We start from the raw sequence: 15507 nt of genomic DNA on the forward strand, positions 1-15507 counted from the left end.
AATCGTCTCCATGGCCACCAGAACCGACGCCCCGACCCGCCGCGAGCAGATCCTCAAGGAGGCCGCGCGGCTCTTCGCCGAGCGCGGGTTCCACGGCGTCGGGGTCGACGAGATAGGCGCCGCGGTCGGCATCAGCGGACCCGGCCTGTACCGGCACTTCCCGGGCAAGGACGCGATGCTCGCGGAACTGCTGGTGGGGATCAGCGGCCAGCTGCTGACCGGCGCGAAACAGCGGCTCCAGGAAGTCGGCGGGGGCGGCGGGGCGGCTCCCGAGGCGGTCCTGGACTCGCTGATCGAGGGCCACATCGACTTCGCGCTCGACGACCGCCCCCTCATCACCCTGCACGACCGTGAACTGGACCGCCTGCGGGACGCCGACCGCAAGCTGGTGCGGCAGCTGCAGCGGCAGTACGTCGAGCTGTGGGTCGGGGTGGTGCGCGAGCTCTACCCGGACCTGGCCGAACCGGCCGCCCGCTCGGCCGTGCACTCGGTGTTCGGCCTGCTCAACTCCACCCCGCACCTCGGCCGCCCCGGCGCCCTGCCCGGCCGCGCCACGACGGCCGTCCTGCTGCACCGGATGGCGCGCGGCGCCTTCGCGGCGGCGGGCTCGCCATGAGCCCGGTCGAGTGACGAGCGTTACGGGACTCCCGCTCTGGACGGCTGTGGCTACTCGCCGGTACCTTTACTGTCTGAGCAAGCGCTTAGCCACATGGGGCCGCAACCACCCATTGAGGAACCCCCACGGCGAGCAACCCCATACGCGAGAGCGGCGCCGGCTTAGGCGCAAGAAGGGATGGCGGCGGTGCGCCGTACGGTGTTCAACGAGGACCACGAGGCTTTCCGGGAGACCATCCGCGACTTCATCGAGGCCGAGGTCGTCCCGGTCTACGACGAGTGGTTCGCGGCGGGCCAGGCGCCCCGCGACTTCTACTACAAGCTCGGTGAGCTGGGCATCTTCGGCATCAACGTCCCCGAGGAGTTCGGCGGCGCGGGCCTGGACAGCCACAAGTTCGAGGCCGTCCTCTACGAGGAGACCGCCCGCGCGGGCGTCCAGTTCGGCGGCTCCGGCGTGCACGTGCTGCTCGCCCTGCCCTACATCAAGATGCTCGCCACCGACGAGCAGAAGAAGCGCTACCTGCCCAAGTTCGCCACCGGCGAGGAGATGTGGGCCATCGCGATGACCGAGCCGGGCACCGGCTCCGACCTCGCGGGCATGAAGACCACCGCCAAGCTGAGCGAGGGCGGCACCCACTACGTCCTCAACGGCGCCAAGACCTTCATCACCGGCGGCGTCCACGCCGACAAGGTCATCGTCTGCGCCCGGACCGCCGCCCCGACCGCCGAGGACCGCCGCTTCGGCATCTCCCTCTTCGCCGTCGACACCAAGTCCGAGGGCTACTCCGTCGGCCGCAAGCTGGACAAGCTCGGCCTGCGGACCTCCGACACCGCCGAGCTGGCGTTCGTCGACGTCAAGGTCCCCGTCGAGGACCTGCTCGGCGAGGAGAACAAGGGCTTCTCCTACCTCGGCCACAACCTGGCCTCCGAGCGCTGGGGCATCGCCTTCGGCGCCTACGCGCAGGCCAAGGCGGCCGTCCGGTTCGCCAAGCAGTACGTGCAGGAGCGCACCGTCTTCGGCAAGCCGGTCGCCCACTTCCAGAACACCAAGTTCGAACTGGCCGCCTGCCAGGCCGAGGTGGACGCCGCCGAGGCGGTCGCCGACCGTGCCACGGAGGCCCTGGACGCCGGCGAGCTGACCCCCGCCGAGGCCGCCTCCGCCAAGCTGTTCTGCACCGAGGTCGCGCACCGCGTCATCGACCGCTGCCTCCAGCTGCACGGCGGCTACGGCTACATGAACGAGTACCCGATAGCCCGCCTCTACGCGGACAACCGCGTCAACCGCATCTACGGCGGCACCAGCGAGATCATGAAGTCGATCATCGCCAAGGACATGGGCCTGTAAGACGCGCGAGATCCCGACGTATACAACTGACCCCATGAGTCAGGCACTACAGGAACTCCTCGATCTGCTCGACCTCGAGCAGATCGAGGAGAACATCTTCCGCGGCCGGTCCCGCTCCGTCGTCGTCCCCCGCGTCTTCGGCGGGCAGGTCGCCGCGCAGGCCGTGGTCGCCGCGGGGCGGACCGTCCCCGCGGACCGGCCCGCGCACTCCCTGCACGCGTACTTCCTGCGCCCCGGCGACCCCGGTGCGCCCATCGTCTACACCGTCGACCGGATCCGCGACGGCCGCTCCTTCACCACCCGCCGGGTGGTCGCGGTCCAGCACGGCAAGCCGATCTTCCACCTCTCCGCGTCCTTCCAGACGTACGAGGAGGGCCTGGACCACCAGGAGCCGATGCCGCCCGCCCCGGACCCGGCCACCCTGCCCACCTCCGAGGAACGGCTCCGCGACTACGGCCACCTCGACCCCCACGTCGTCGAGCGCTTCCTGGAGGCCGGCGCCGCGGTCGACCTGCGCTACGTCGACGAGCCGCCCTACGGCCGCTTCGGCGAGCCCCGCGAACCCCACTCCCAGGTGTGGTTCCGCACCAACGGCAAACTGACCGACGACCCCCTGCTGCACGTCGTCCTCGCCACGTACGTCTCCGACATGACGCTCCTGGACTCGGTGCTGCTCGCCCACGGCCGGGGCGGCTGGGCGGTGGGTGACGTGGTCGGGGCCTCCCTCGACCACGCCATGTGGTTCCACCGCCCGTTCCGCGCCGACGAGTGGCTGCTGTACGACCAGCACTCCCCGTCGGCGCACGGCGGCCGGGGCCTCGGCCAGGCCCGTATGTACACCCGGGACGGCCGCCTCGCGGTCTCGGTCATCCAGGAGGGCATGGTCCGCGTTCCCCGTGATTAGCGGGCGTTCTGGTCCAGCCCCGCCTCCGCCAGCAGGTACGCCGTCATCGGGTCGTAGTGGCGGGGGCTGACCACATGGTCGTCGAGGGGGACCGTCACCTGGACGGTGCCCTCGGCCTCCGCGAGGAACAGCGCCGGGTCGTTGCAGTCGGCGTAGCCGACGGAGTCGACGCCGTGCTGTCCCGCGTACCCCGCCCAGCCGTGGTCGGCGACGACCAGGTCGGGCAGCGGGCGGCCCTCCCGCTCCAGGGCGGTGAGGATGGCCTTCATCGGCTCACCGGAGTGGGTGTGCCACAGCGTGGCACCGTGCTCCAGCACCGCCACGTCCGCGAACTGCATCACGTACCCCTCCTCCGTGGCCAGCCCGTCCGGGATCACCACGATCTCGCAGCCGGCGGCCCGCAGCGCGGCGGCCGTGGCGCGGTGCACGTCGAGCAGGCCGCCGGGGTGGCCGGTGGCGAACAGCACCCGCTGCCGGCCGTCCGCCGCCTTGCGCAGCCGCCCCGCCATCCGCTCCAGGGCGGCCACGGTCAGCTCCGGGTCGATGGTGTCCTGGCCGTACCGGTGTTCGGCGTCGTCGCTGACCCCGGCCCGTTCCGCCATCACCGCGAGCACGTCCTGCTCGTCGCTCCAGCGGTCGCCGAGTTCCAGGCCGAGCCAGAAATGGCGGTCGCCGTTCGCCAGCTTGCGGTAGTGGGAGAGGTTGTTCTCGCGCGGCGTGGCGACCTCGCCCGCGATGCGCGTGGCGGTGAGGTGGAGGAGGAGTTCGGCGCGGCTGGGTGTCCCGGATATCGGCATGCCTCCATTGTGGAGCAGCGCCCTACGGGCGTCCCCGGGGTATCGCCCCCTGGGACGTGCGTCACGTACTCGGACGACTCCGTACGGGTACTCAGGGCGCCCGGTCCGGGGCGGTGGTGCCGGGTCCTCAGGTACGGCGCAGGGCGAACCACAGCTCCATGCGTACGTCCGGGTCGTCCAGGTCCGTCTCCAACAGGGCCGCGCACCGTGCGATCCGCTGCCGCACGGTGTTGCGGTGCACGGACAGGGCCACCGCGGTGCGGTCCCAACTGCCGTGCAGGGAGAGCCAGGTGCGCAAGGTGTCCACGAGGGCGGGCGTGCCTTCGAGGGGGGCGAGCAGCAGGCGGGCGTGGGTGTCCGCGTCCGCCGGGGGGACCAGGTCGTCCAGCGCGGGCCGGGCGCCGTGCGTGACGAGCGGTGCCCGGGTGGCGCGGGCCCGGGCCAGGGCGCGGGCCGCCTGGGTGTCGGCCGCTGGCCAGTCCCGCGGGCCGACGGCGGCGCTGACCCCCAGGGTCCAGCCGGGCGGCGCCTGAGGCTCCCGTCCGGCGGGGACGAGCACCCGCACGACCTCGTCCGCCGGATCCACCAGCGCCGACCCGAGGGCGGCGCCCAGGGCGGAGGCCGCCAGGGCGTCCGGGGCCTGCGCGTCCGGTCGCGCGTGCACGACCCGCCACCGCTCCCCGCCGAGCAGCGGCGCCACGTCCTCCGGCTCGCTCCCCAGCAGCAGCCGTACGAGCGCGGCGGAGCGGGCCGCGCCGGTACCGCTCTGCTGCTCACCGGTGAGCAGGGCGAGCAGGACGGCGGCCACGGACGCGATGGTGTGGCCCCCGGAATCCGGCCGCCCGGCCGCGACGCCGAGCACGAACCCGTGACCGGCACCGAGCGCGTACGCGGTCAGCCGGACGCCGGCGAGCGTGTCGGTGGCGGAGGCGGGCACGGGGCGGCCGGGGTCGCCGCCGGGCGCCGGGGCGGGCCGTCGGCCCGCATCCGTCGGCCGTACCACCCGGGCCAGCCGTGCCAGAGCCGCCCCGATCTCCGCGCCCTGGTCACGGCCCGCCGCGGCGAGTTCCGTGCCCTCCGGACCGAACAGCACGGCCCGGCCGCCCAGCCGGCGGGAGAGCTGGTGCAGCACGGCCGGTACCGGGTTCGGGCGGGCGGCGGCGGAGGCGAGGCTCTGGTGGGCTTCCGTCACCCGGCGCAGCTCCGCCAGCCGGGCCTGCGCCATCAGCTGCCACACCGCGCGGGCCACCCCGGAGAACGTGGTCCGCGGTGGCACCTCCAGCAGCGGCAGCCCGTGGAGCTCGCAGGCGGCGGCCAGGTCCTCCGGCACCGTGTCGTGCACCGGCGCCAGACCGAAGCCCAGGGCCACCCCGCCCGCCGCCACGATCCGGGAGACGTACGCGTCGAAGTACCCCGGACCCGCCCCGTCCGGGATGTGCATGCCCGCCGACAGCAGCAGCTCCCCGCCCAGCAGATACGGGTACGGGTCCGCCATCTCCGAGGTGTGCACCCAGTGCACGGCGATGCCCGGGTCCGACGGCCCAGCGACCCGGCGCAGGCCCAGGTCCTCCCGTGCCAGGAGCGCGTCCAGGGACACCGGGGGCGTGGGCGGAACCATGGGGTCCGGCATGATGGACGTTTCCTCCATCCCGTTCGTTCGGAATGGATGAAACGTACACTTCGCAGTCGCTTTCCAGCCACCTAGTGTCGGGTCCGACCGGCAGCCCTCGGGTACGGGCGGACGTCCTTGTGACGGACCCCGCCGCACCACGCGACGAGCCACCGGGCAACTTCCAGCTGCACGACACACCGACGACAGTGCGCGAAGGAGGCCGACATGGCCGTCGACTACCTGGTCATCGTCTTCTACATGGCCGCCATGCTGGCCATGGGCTGGTGGGGCATGCGCCGTGCCAAGTCCAAGAGCGAGTTCCTGGTGGCGGGCCGCCGCCTGGGCCCCGCCATGTACTCGGGCACCATGGCCGCCATCGTCCTCGGCGGCGCCTCCACCATCGGAGGCGTGGGCCTCGGCTACAAGTACGGCCTCTCCGGCGCCTGGATGGTCTTCGCCATCGGCCTCGGCCTGCTGGCCCTGAGCATCTTCTTCTCCGCCCGCATCGCCCGCCTGAAGGTCTACACCGTCTCCGAGATGCTCGACCTGCGCTACGGCGGCCGGGCCGGCGTCATCTCCGGTGTCGTCATGTGGGCGTACACCCTGATGCTCGCGGTCACCTCGACCATCGCCTACGCCACGATCTTCGACGTCCTGTTCGACATGAACCGCACCCTCGCGATCATCCTCGGCGGTTCCGTCGTGGTCGCCTACTCGACGCTGGGCGGCATGTGGTCGATCACCCTGACCGACATGGTGCAGTTCGTCGTCAAGACGATCGGCGTGCTGCTCCTGCTGCTGCCGATCGCGGTGGTCAAGGCGGGCGGCTTCAGCGAGATGAAGGCGCAGCTGCCCACCGAGTACTTCGACCCGCTGGGCATCGGCGGCGAGACCATCTTCACCTACGTGCTGATCTACACGTTCGGCATGCTGATCGGCCAGGACATCTGGCAGCGCGTGTTCACCGCCCGCGGCGACCGCACCGCCCGGTGGGGCGGCACCGTCGCCGGCACCTACTGCCTCGTCTACGCCCTCGCCGGCGCCGTCATCGGCACCGCGGCCAAGGTGCTCTACCCCGACCTCGGCAGCGCCGACGACGCCTTCGCCACCATCGTCAAGGACGAACTGCCCATGGGGGTGCGCGGACTGGTGCTGGCCGCCGCGCTCGCCGCCGTGATGTCGACCTCCTCCGGCGCGCTGATCGCCTGCGCCACCGTCGCCAACAACGACATCTGGTCGCGGCTGCGCGGGCTCACCACGAGCCCGGGGGCCGAGCGTGACGAGGTCAAGGGCAACCGCGCCTTCATCCTCCTGATGGGCCTCGCCGTGATCGGCACGGCGATCGCGCTGAACAACGTCGTCGAGGCGCTCACCGTGGCGTACAACCTGCTCGTCGGCGGCCTCCTCGTGCCCATCCTCGGCGGGCTGCTGTGGAAGCGCGGCACCGCGCAGGGCGCCCTCGCCGCCGTCACCGTCGGCGGCCTGGCGGTCGTCGGCCTGATGGCGACCTACGGCATCCTGGCCAACGAGCCCATCCTCTACGGCCTGTTGTCGTCCCTCGCGGTCTACGTCGTCGTCTCCCTGGCGACCAGGCCCACCGACGAGGCCGTACTCGCCGCCTGGCGGGAACGCCTCGCCGGCCGCACCCCCGAACCCGTGTCCGAAGAGGTCCCCGTCGCCCAGTAGAGTCACAGGGCAGGCAGGTACATACGCGACGAAACGTAGGAAAGAAGGCAGCTTCCCATGAGCAGCAACGAGACGCCCCGCGGACCCGTCGACTCGTCCCGCGTCCCCCGGTACGCGGGCCCCGCGACCTTCGCCCGGCTGCCCCGCCTGGACGAGGTCGGCCGCACCGATGTCGCCGTGGTGGGCGTGCCGTTCGACTCGGGCGTCTCCTACCGGCCGGGTGCCCGCTTCGGCGGCAACGCCATCCGCGAGGCGTCCCGGCTGCTGCGCCCCTACAACCCCGCGCAGGACGCCTCCCCCTTCGCCCTCGCCCAGGTCGCGGACGGCGGCGACATCGCCGTCAACCCGTTCAACATCAACGAGGCCGTGGAGACCGTCGAGGCCGCCGCCGACGACCTCCTCGGCACCGGCGCCCGCCTGATGACCCTGGGCGGCGACCACACCATCGCGCTGCCGCTGCTCCGCTCGGTCGCCAAGAAGCACGGCCCCGTGGCCCTGCTCCACTTCGACGCCCACCTGGACACCTGGGACACCTACTTCGGCGCCGAGTACACCCACGGCACCCCGTTCCGCCGGGCGGTGGAGGAGGGCATCCTCGACACCTCCGCCCTCTCCCACGTCGGCATCCGCGGCCCGCTCTACGGCAAGCAGGACCTCACCGACGACGAGAAGATGGGCTTCGGCATCGTCACCTCCGCGGACGTCTACCGCCGGGGCGCCGACGAGGTCGCCGACCAGCTGCGCCAGCGCATCGGCGACCGCCCGCTGTACATCTCCATCGACATCGACTGCCTGGACCCGGCCCACGCCCCCGGCACCGGCACCCCCGAGGCCGGCGGACTGACCTCCCGCGAACTCCTGGAGATCCTGCGCGGGCTGGCCTCCTGCAACCTGGTCTCGGCGGACCTCGTCGAGGTGGCCCCCGCGTACGACCACGCGGAGATCACCTCGATCGCCGCCTCCCACACGGCGTACGAGCTGACCACGATCATGTCCCGCCAGATCGCCGAGGCGCGCAAGGAGGACACGGCCAAGTGACCCACGACCACGACCTGGTGCTGCGCCCGACGCCGGCCCAGACGGAGGCCGCGCTCAACCCTCCCCCCGGCCGCAACGGCGGCGACCTGGTCGTGGAGACCCTGGCCGGGCTCGGCGCGACCACCGTCTTCGGCCTGCCCGGCCAGCACGCCCTCGGCATGTTCGACGCCCTGCGCCGCTCCGACCTGAGGTACGTCGGCCTGCGGGTGGAGAACAACGCCGGGTTCGCGGCGGACGCGTACGGCCGGATCACCGGCGAGGCGGCGCCCCTGCTGCTCTCGACGGGCCCGGGCGCGCTGACCTCCCTGCCCGCGCTCCAGGAGGCGGCCGCCGCCTCCGCCCCCGTCCTGGCGATCAGCAGCCAGGTCCCGACGGCCGGGCTCGGCGGCGGACGCCACGGCTACCTGCACGAACTCCCCGACCAGTCGGCCTCGTTCCGGGGCGTGGTCAAGTCCGTCCACACGGTGCGCACCGCGTCCCAGATCCCGTCGGCGATCACGGCGGCCTGGAAGTCGGCCCTGACGGTGCCGCACGGCCCGGTGTGGGTCGAGATCCCGCAGGACGTCCTGCTCGCGGAGACCGCTCTGCCGCAGGTGACGGCGATGGACGCCACCCCCGACGAGCTGTCCCCGCGTCCCGAACTGACTGCGGTGGCCGCCCACTTGCTGTCGAACGCCGTCCGCCCGGCGATCATCGCGGGCGGGGGAGTGGTCCGCGCGGACGCCTCGGGCAAGCTGCGGCAGCTCGCCGAGCTGATCCAGGCGCCGGTCGTGACGACCCCCGGCGGCAAGGGCGCCTTCCCCTGGACGCACCCGCTCTCGCTCCAGTCCTGGCTGGAGGACCGCCACACGACGGACTTCCTGGAGGACGCCGACGTCCTCCTGGTGGTGGGCTCCGGCCTGGGCGAACTCTCCTCCAACTACCACACGTTCAAGCCGCACGGCCGGATCGTCCAGATCGAGGCCGACCTCGGCAAGCTGGAGTCCAACCACCCGGCGCTCGGCATCCACGCGGACGCCCGCCTCGCCCTCCAGGCCCTGCTGGAGACGGTGGAGCCACGCGAGGACACGACAGCACCGGAACGCGTCCGCACCCTGCTGTCGAAGGTCGCCGAGCGCATCGCCGCTCAGGAACTGACCCTGGAGCAGAAGGTGTTGACGGCGGTCCGCCGCGCCCTTCCCCCCACCGCGCCCTCCTTCTGGGACATGACGATCCTGGCCTACTGGGCCTGGTCCGCCTTCGACGCCAAGGGCCCCAACCGCCTGCACTCCGCCCAGGGCGCCGGCGGCCTCGGCTACGGCTTCCCGGCCGCCCTCGGCGCGGCGGTCGCCGACCCCACCCGCCCGGTCCTGGCGGTCTCCGGGGACGGCGGCGCCCTGTACTCCATCGCCGAACTGGCCACCGCCCGCCAGTACGACCTCGACGTCACCTGGCTGATCGTCGACGACGGCGGCTACGGCATCCTGCGCGAGTACATGACCGACACCTTCGGCGAGCCCACGGCCACGGAACTGACCCGCCCGGACTACGTCGCCCTCGCCGAGTCCTTCGCCGTCCCGGCCGTGCGCACCACCCCCGAGACCCTGGAGCACGACCTGACCCAGGCCCTGTCGACCCCGGGCCCCTCGGTGGTCGTCCTCCCGGCGGTACTGAGGATGTTCGCCCCGACGCACCTGGACTGAGTGGTCCGGGCGGGCAGAACTCCGGGCGGAGGCCTCTGCCGGCGGTAGGGGCTCACTTCACATCTCCCGGGCAGAACGGGCCGCTGCCGGGCGCGGGATCTCACGCTCCGGCTGTCACTCCTTCTCCGTCTCCAGCAGCCGGGCCGGCTCCTCCGCGCTCATGCTGCCGTCTCGATCTGCTGCTGCCCCGGCTGACCGAGCGGCACGCTGCGGTGTCCGTGTGCGGGGAGCGGGGGATCCGCAGGCATCCTGAAACAGGCCATCCGGTCTTGTTTTGTCGCGTCGTCGATCACCGATGCGGGGCGGATCGACCCATCGTCACCTGAGCTGGAAAAAGTTCTAGTTAAAGGGACATCGATTGTCATAGAGCAGCAGGACAGAATAAAAAAACAGCACGGGTGGTTCATGTTTGACAAACCGTCCGGCCCGTTTATAGCTGAGGGCAAGCCGGGAGCGGCTCCATCACTACCAGGCGCCAGGCTACTCGCGAACTCAACTCATGCACGGATAGGGGAGACGGCATGGACATCGCAGTACTGGGCGCATTGGATGTCAGAGAGAACGGGATCTCGGTGACCCCGACGGCGCCGAAGCCGCGCCAGGTCCTGGCGTTGCTCGCCCTGCATGCCGATCAGGTGGTGCCGGTTGCCACGCTGATCGAGGAACTCTGGGGCGACCGGCCGCCACGCAGCGCGCGCACCACGCTCCAGACGTATGTACTACAGCTGCGGGAACTCATCTCGGCGGCCATCGAACGCGACCCGGAGGACGCCCCGGCGCGCACCGCCAAGGACGTGCTCGTCACGTCGCCGGGTGGCTACCTGCTCAACACCTCGGGTGGCGCCAGTGACGTCCGCGAGTTCGAGCGGCTGGCCGGTACGGGATACCGGGCCATGGACGCCGGCGACTTCGCGGGTGCGGCCCGGCGGCTGCGGGACGCCCTCGCACTGTGGACCGGCTCCGCCCTCGCCGACGTACAGGCCGGTGCGCAGCTGGAGATGGAGGCCAGGAGGCTGGAGGAGACCCGGCTGTGCGCGCTCAACCAGCGCATCGAGGCCGATCTGCGGCTCGGGCGCCACCGCGAGTTGCTGGGTGAGCTCACCGTCCTGGTCAGCCGTTATCGCACCCACGAGAACCTGTACGGTCAGTTCATGCTGGCGTTGCACCGCTCCGGCCGCCGCAGCGAGGCCCTCCACGTCTACCAGAGGCTGCGCACCGCCCTCGTCCGTGAACTGGGCCTCGAGCCCTCCGCGGGACTGCGCCGGATGCAGCGGTTGATCCTGATGACCGGGCCCGAACCGGCGTCGTTTGCCTGGGCCGGAGGCAAGGAGCGTCTCAGTCACGTCGGTTGAGCAACCGTCAGTTCGCCACGAGGATACTCCGTACGCGAGGAGGAGGGTCGCGATGCAGGCCAGGTCGGAAAGGACGCGGCGCAGGCTCGTCCGGGCAGGCGCGCAGATGTTCGACCGCAACGGCTACGCCAGCGCGACACCGGGGCAGATCGCGCAGGCGGCCGGTTCGACGAAAGGGGCGCTGTACTTCCACTTCGCCTCCAAGGAGGGTCTGGCCGACGCCGTGCAGGAGCAGGGGCGCGCCGTGCTGCGCGACTTCGTGTCCGGGCAACGGGCGGCCGGCGTGCCACCGGTGCAGGCGCTGATCGACATGACGCACTGGTTGGCCTGGGCGCTCCACGAGGACCCGGTGATCCGGGCCAGCTTCCGGGTCGCCAACGAAAGCACCGGGCGGCAGCCGCCGGTCACCGACTTCCACCAGGTGTGGATCACCGAGGTGCTGCGGCTCATCGACCGGGCCCGCAAGGACGGGGACCTGCGTGACCACGCCTTGGTGGACGGGCCGGAGACGCTGCTGTCCGCAGCGGTGTGCGGGATCGAAGTGCTGTCCGGGACCGGTGTCTCCCACCTCGAACTCCGTCGCAGGGTGGGGGCGCTGTGGGACTCGCTGCTGACGGCTCTCGTGCCGGCGGGGCATGCGGAACGTTACGACGTGCACGCCTCGGCGCTGACGGCCGAGCTAGTCGCGGCGGTCTGAGGGGCGGGCGAAGCCCTTGCCCGGCCGGTGCGACGGGCCGCGCCCAGGCCCCTCGTGCGGACCAGTCGCGGCCGTGGAGTTCATTCCGTCCGGCGACGGTCCGGACTCGTGCACATCTTCGATACTTCCGTTGTCGGCCGGCTGGGACTGGCCTTTGGAGCCAAACCATGCCCCAAGACAGTGAGACATCCCCGAGCGAGGTGTCCGCCGACCTGATGACCGAAGTCGTGGAAACGCTCGCCACCGTCAACGCCCGGTACGGCACGGCGGTCGAGCCCGGTGCGCTCCTCGACCACCCCACGCTTTCCGAGCCGGCCCGGCACGTGGCGCGGAATCCGCGGGTCGGGCGTGCTGCCATGCCGTGCCGGATCGCGCTCCTGGCCGGCGATGTGTCTGAACCGGTCGCCGGACCGAGGCGGTTCGCCGAGCCACGGTCCGGGGCAAGGACCTGCGCCATGCCGATCTGCGGGACGACGGGGCCGATCCGCCGGGACCGGGCGAGGCTCCCGAAACGCGTGACTGTCCGGCCGCGCTGTGGCGCGGCGGACGGCTCGAACAACTCACCCGGTTGTGGCTGGACCCGGTGAGGGGGAGGGCCGGATGAGCGGTACGTCTCCAGCGTCGCAGCACACGAGGCCCCTGGGGCCGGACGAGGCGGTGAAGCTGTGGTTCTGTCCCAACGACGAGCTCGCCCCCGGCATCGCCGCCGTGTTGGCCGCGCACTGGCTGGACGAGCACGAGCAGGAGACCGCGAGCAGGTTCCTCTTCGAACGCGACCGGCGCCAGTACCTCGTCGCCCACCTCCTTGTACGGCGTGTGCTGGCGCTCGAGAGCGGGGTGCCGGAGCCCGAGGCGGTGATCCGGCGCTCCTCGCGCGGGCGGCCGTTTCTGCAGGAGCCGCCGGAAGGGCTGCCCCGCGGCGGGCGGGAGCTGGATTTCAACCTGTCCCACGCCCAGGGCCACAATCTGCTCGGTGTGGTGCGCCGCCATCGCATCGGTGTGGACGTGGAGCGGCTCGACCGCGGTGACCAGGGCCTCGACACCATCGTGGAGACCTTCGCCGAGGAGGAGCGCGACTGGGTGGCCGAGGCCGCACCGGGCCGACCCCGCGACCGGCGGGTGCTGCGGCTGTGGACGCTGAAGGAGGCGTACTCCAAGGCGCGGGGGCTGGGCCTCGGACTGCCCTTCGACTCCTTCTCCTTCGCGCTGGCCGAGGACCGCGGAGTGACCGGCTTCCGGCCGCCCGAGGACGACCGCGAACGGTGGTGGCGCTTCGTGGAGCTGGAGCCGGTGCCCGACGTGGTGGCCGCCGTCGCCGTTCTGGCCGGCCCGGAGGCGTCGCCCGTCCTCCAGATGCACCACGGTTTCCCCTGGGGACGGGCTGCGCCGCGGCTGCTGACCCTGCCCGAGCCCGTGGCGGTGCTGGTGTAGACCCTCACCGCATCACCGACCGAACGCCTTCACGAACGTGCTCGATGTCGTGTCGCATCCCTCCGGCCGGCTCCTTGCCGACCTGACACCACGCCGGATCCGCGCCGTCTTGGGCTCGGTGCGGCGCGGGACTCGGCCGGCCCGGTACGAGGAGGCCCTGCGGGCGCGGCGGGAGGTGACGGTCGTCAGCACCCTTTGCGCGGACCGCTGCTGCCTCCGACGCTCGCCGGCCACCACCCTGGTGTGCCGCATGCCGGGACGCCGGCCCACCCACCGGGTGGTGATCAAGGTACAGGCCGCCGGCGAGACACTGGCCGACGCTTCGAGCGGGGCTCCAGTCCGGTACCAGTGAACCTGCGGTACTCCTGTGCAGACTCTCCGGAAGCAAGGGCGCGGCCATGAACGCCGCCCGGAGAGAGCGCCCTGCCGCGTGCCTTCGCGGCTCGGGCTGCGCAGCGGGGAGCACGGGTGCTGAACGCCTGCGGGGACCCGGCCGAGTCCGGCGGATGTCCGAACGGACCAGGGCCCGGACTCGCACACGCCCGGATCACCCCGGCCGACAGCCTTCAGGAGAAGCCCTCATGACGACAAGCCCTGCCCCCGGCCCCTGGCTCAGGAACTTCAGCCCCGCCCCCGGCGCGCCGGTACGTCTGGTCTGCCTGCCGCACGCCGGCGGATCGGCCAGTTTCTTCTTCCCCGCGGCCCAGGCGCTGGCCCCGCGGGTGGAGGTGCTGGCCGTGCAGTACCCGGGCCGCCAGGACCGCCTGAGGGAGCCGGCCATCGGCGACATCGAGGTGCTCGCCGAGCGGATCGTCGACGCGCTCGGCCCGTGGACGGACCGGCCCTATGCCCTGTTCGGGCACAGCATGGGGTCGATCGTCGGCTTCGAGACCGCGCGCCGGCTGCAGGACGCAGGCCGGGGCCCCGTCGAACTGTTCGTCTCCGGGCGCCGCGCTCCCGCGCTGGATCTCGACGGGGACCGACAGCCGGTCACCGACGCCGAAGTCATCGCGGAGGTGAGGTCGTTGGACGGAACCGGTGACGCTTTGCTCGATGACGAGGGGACGCTGCGCCTGATCCTGCCCGCCCTGCGCTCCGACTACCAGGCGGTGCGGAACTACCGCTACCGGTCCGGTCCGGCGCTGGAGTGCCCCATCACCGCGTTCACCGGCGACCGCGACCCGAAAGCCGAGGTCGGTCAGGTGCGGGCCTGGCACCAGCACACCCGGTCCGCGTTCGAGGTGAACGTGCTGCCCGGCGGCCACTTCTTCCTCGTCGACCGGGCCGCCGAGGTGTGGGGCAGGATCGAGGACCGCCTGGCTGGGGCCACCGCCCTGCACGGGGCGGGCTGACCGGTCACCGGGACGCCGTACGCCCCGAACAGCTCGGCGATCGCCTGCGCCTCGGCACGGTCCGCCGCTTGTTCTCCGGCGCCGTCGGCGAAGACGACGTCGACCTGGTCAGGTCCTCGGCGTCGGCCAGGGCCGGTTCGGCGGTACCCAGCCGTGAGCCGCCGCCCGTTTCCAGGGCCGGGCCGACGGTGGCCGCGTATCCGGCGGCCGTCCCGCACACCCGGGCGTCCCGGGCACGGGCCGCGTCGGCGGACCCCAGGACCAGCAGCGTGCCGCCCTCGCCGGGGGCGTGGCCGCGGGCGTCCGCCGAGAACGGCAGGTGGGCCCGGCCGGGGTCGTCGCCGAGGCCGATGCGGTCCTCGGCCAGGTGCGCGGTCCACCCCCACGGGCACAGCGCGGAGTCGACTGCGCCGGAGACGACGAGCGAGGCGCCCTTGCGCGGCCGGCGGCGGGCCTGCCCCACGACATCGGGGCCGCCGGCCTGCTCGGACACCGGCACCCCGCCGGCACCGTGCGGCCCGTGACGGATGGAGACCTGACCGCCGTTCACCGCGTAGTATCAGGCGAACGCCTGATACGTGCCGATGCGCCGACTGCCCTTGCTCCACAGGGCCCGCAGTGCACGCCGGCCGAACTCGAAGCCGCCCGCGGACTCCCCGGTGACCGCGCCCGCCGCGTGCTCGGGCAGCTCGGCCGGGTCGGCACCGGCGTCCTTCAGCGCCTCCTCGGCGACAAAGCCGGGCACCTCGTCCGCGAGCCGGGCCGGATATCCGGAGGTGCCGAAGCGGGTCAGCGGACGGATGCCGCTCTCGCCGCGCAGCACCGTCGCCCACCAGGCCGCGACCCTCAGCCCGTTGGGGACGGCGACGTCGAAGCCGGTGACCACGGCGTGGGTCTCGCGGACGGCCGCGGCGGAAGTGCCGACGATGGCGGCGACCGTGTGCGCGAGCCCGCTTTCAGCGATCGCTCAAACGTTCTTGAGCGGGCCGGCCCAGG

The 15507-nt window shown here is 72.2% G+C and carries 14 protein-coding genes and 2 pseudogenes; 11 read left to right on the top strand and 5 right to left on the bottom strand.

The window, feature by feature from the left end; translation table 11 throughout:
• Positions 1-10 precede the first annotated feature (10 nt).
• The 3 genes from DIZ27_RS25855 to DIZ27_RS25865 all read left to right on the top strand — a co-directional run bounded on the left by DIZ27_RS25855 (position 11) and on the right by DIZ27_RS25865 (position 2864).
• Positions 11-616: a TetR/AcrR family transcriptional regulator gene (locus tag DIZ27_RS25855; RefSeq protein ID WP_109380850.1), complete on the top strand. Its 606-nt coding sequence runs from the start codon at positions 11-13 to the stop codon at positions 614-616.
• 186 nt (positions 617-802) lie between these two features.
• Positions 803-1960, top strand: a complete 1158-nt coding sequence (locus DIZ27_RS25860) for an acyl-CoA dehydrogenase family protein (RefSeq protein WP_109380883.1) — start codon at positions 803-805, stop codon at positions 1958-1960.
• A 34-nt stretch (positions 1961-1994) separates the two neighbouring features.
• A complete protein-coding gene (locus DIZ27_RS25865) occupies positions 1995-2864 on the top strand; it encodes an acyl-CoA thioesterase II (RefSeq protein ID WP_109380851.1) in 870 nt (289 codons plus the stop codon).
• Here DIZ27_RS25865 and DIZ27_RS25870 read toward each other — a convergent pair.
• Positions 2861-3661 carry a phosphatase gene (locus tag DIZ27_RS25870; protein WP_109380852.1) on the bottom strand — a complete coding sequence of 267 codons (801 nt, stop codon included), beginning with the start codon at positions 3659-3661 and terminating at the stop codon, positions 2861-2863. The genes DIZ27_RS25865 and DIZ27_RS25870 overlap by 4 nt on opposite strands.
• Positions 3662-3788: 127 nt before the next feature.
• The gene (locus tag DIZ27_RS25875; protein ID WP_181383695.1) at positions 3789-5291 is read right to left on the bottom strand and encodes a PucR family transcriptional regulator; all 1503 of its coding nucleotides are present in this window, start codon (positions 5289-5291) and stop codon (positions 3789-3791) included.
• A gap of 207 nt (positions 5292-5498) precedes the next feature.
• On the opposite strand from DIZ27_RS25875, the gene DIZ27_RS25880 reads away from it, so the two are divergent.
• The 8 genes from DIZ27_RS25880 (at position 5499) to DIZ27_RS25920 (ending at position 14511) form a co-directional block, all read left to right on the top strand.
• The gene (locus DIZ27_RS25880; RefSeq protein ID WP_109380854.1) at positions 5499-6959 is read left to right on the top strand and encodes a sodium:solute symporter; all 1461 of its coding nucleotides are present in this window, start codon (positions 5499-5501) and stop codon (positions 6957-6959) included.
• A 57-nt stretch (positions 6960-7016) separates the two neighbouring features.
• Positions 7017-7997: an agmatinase gene (gene speB, locus DIZ27_RS25885; RefSeq protein WP_109380855.1), complete on the top strand. Its 981-nt coding sequence runs from the start codon at positions 7017-7019 to the stop codon at positions 7995-7997.
• Positions 7994-9679, top strand: a complete 1686-nt coding sequence (locus tag DIZ27_RS25890) for a thiamine pyrophosphate-binding protein (protein WP_109380856.1) — start codon at positions 7994-7996, stop codon at positions 9677-9679. The genes speB and DIZ27_RS25890 overlap by 4 nt, the downstream gene beginning before the upstream one ends.
• Before the next feature lie 521 nt (positions 9680-10200).
• Entirely contained in the window at positions 10201-11031 is an 831-nt protein-coding gene (locus DIZ27_RS25895; protein ID WP_109380857.1) for an AfsR/SARP family transcriptional regulator, read from the top strand.
• Positions 11032-11083: 52 nt separating this feature from the next.
• Positions 11084-11728, top strand: a complete 645-nt coding sequence (locus DIZ27_RS25900; RefSeq protein ID WP_109380858.1) for a ScbR family autoregulator-binding transcription factor — start codon at positions 11084-11086, stop codon at positions 11726-11728.
• Positions 11729-12328: 600 nt separating this feature from the next.
• The gene (locus DIZ27_RS25910) at positions 12329-13159 is read left to right on the top strand and encodes a 4'-phosphopantetheinyl transferase superfamily protein (RefSeq protein WP_109380860.1); all 831 of its coding nucleotides are present in this window, start codon (positions 12329-12331) and stop codon (positions 13157-13159) included.
• Positions 13160-13208: 49 nt separating this feature from the next.
• Positions 13209-13511, top strand: a complete 303-nt coding sequence (locus DIZ27_RS25915; RefSeq protein ID WP_258308544.1) for a lasso peptide biosynthesis B2 protein — start codon at positions 13209-13211, stop codon at positions 13509-13511.
• Between the two features lie 229 nt (positions 13512-13740).
• On the top strand, positions 13741-14511 hold the full coding sequence (locus DIZ27_RS25920; RefSeq protein ID WP_109380862.1) for a thioesterase II family protein: 771 nt from the start codon (positions 13741-13743) through the stop codon (positions 14509-14511).
• A gap of 62 nt (positions 14512-14573) precedes the next feature.
• On the opposite strand, the pseudogene DIZ27_RS48490 reads toward DIZ27_RS25920, so the two are convergent.
• From DIZ27_RS48490 to DIZ27_RS47395, 3 genes and pseudogenes are all read right to left on the bottom strand, one after another.
• A pseudogene (locus DIZ27_RS48490) lies at positions 14574-14903 on the bottom strand (hypothetical protein); the annotation flags it as partial.
• A pseudogene (locus DIZ27_RS47390) lies at positions 14822-15061 on the bottom strand (ketosynthase chain-length factor); the annotation flags it as partial. The pseudogenes DIZ27_RS47390 and DIZ27_RS48490, both read right to left, overlap by 82 nt.
• Before the next feature lie 9 nt (positions 15062-15070).
• Positions 15071-15397 carry a hypothetical protein gene (locus DIZ27_RS47395; protein WP_258308545.1) on the bottom strand — a complete coding sequence of 109 codons (327 nt, stop codon included), beginning with the start codon at positions 15395-15397 and terminating at the stop codon, positions 15071-15073.
• Positions 15398-15507: the final 110 nt, after the last annotated feature.

Source organism: Streptomyces sp. NWU339 (assembly GCF_003143855.1).
GTDB lineage: Bacteria > Actinomycetota > Actinomycetes > Streptomycetales > Streptomycetaceae > Streptomyces.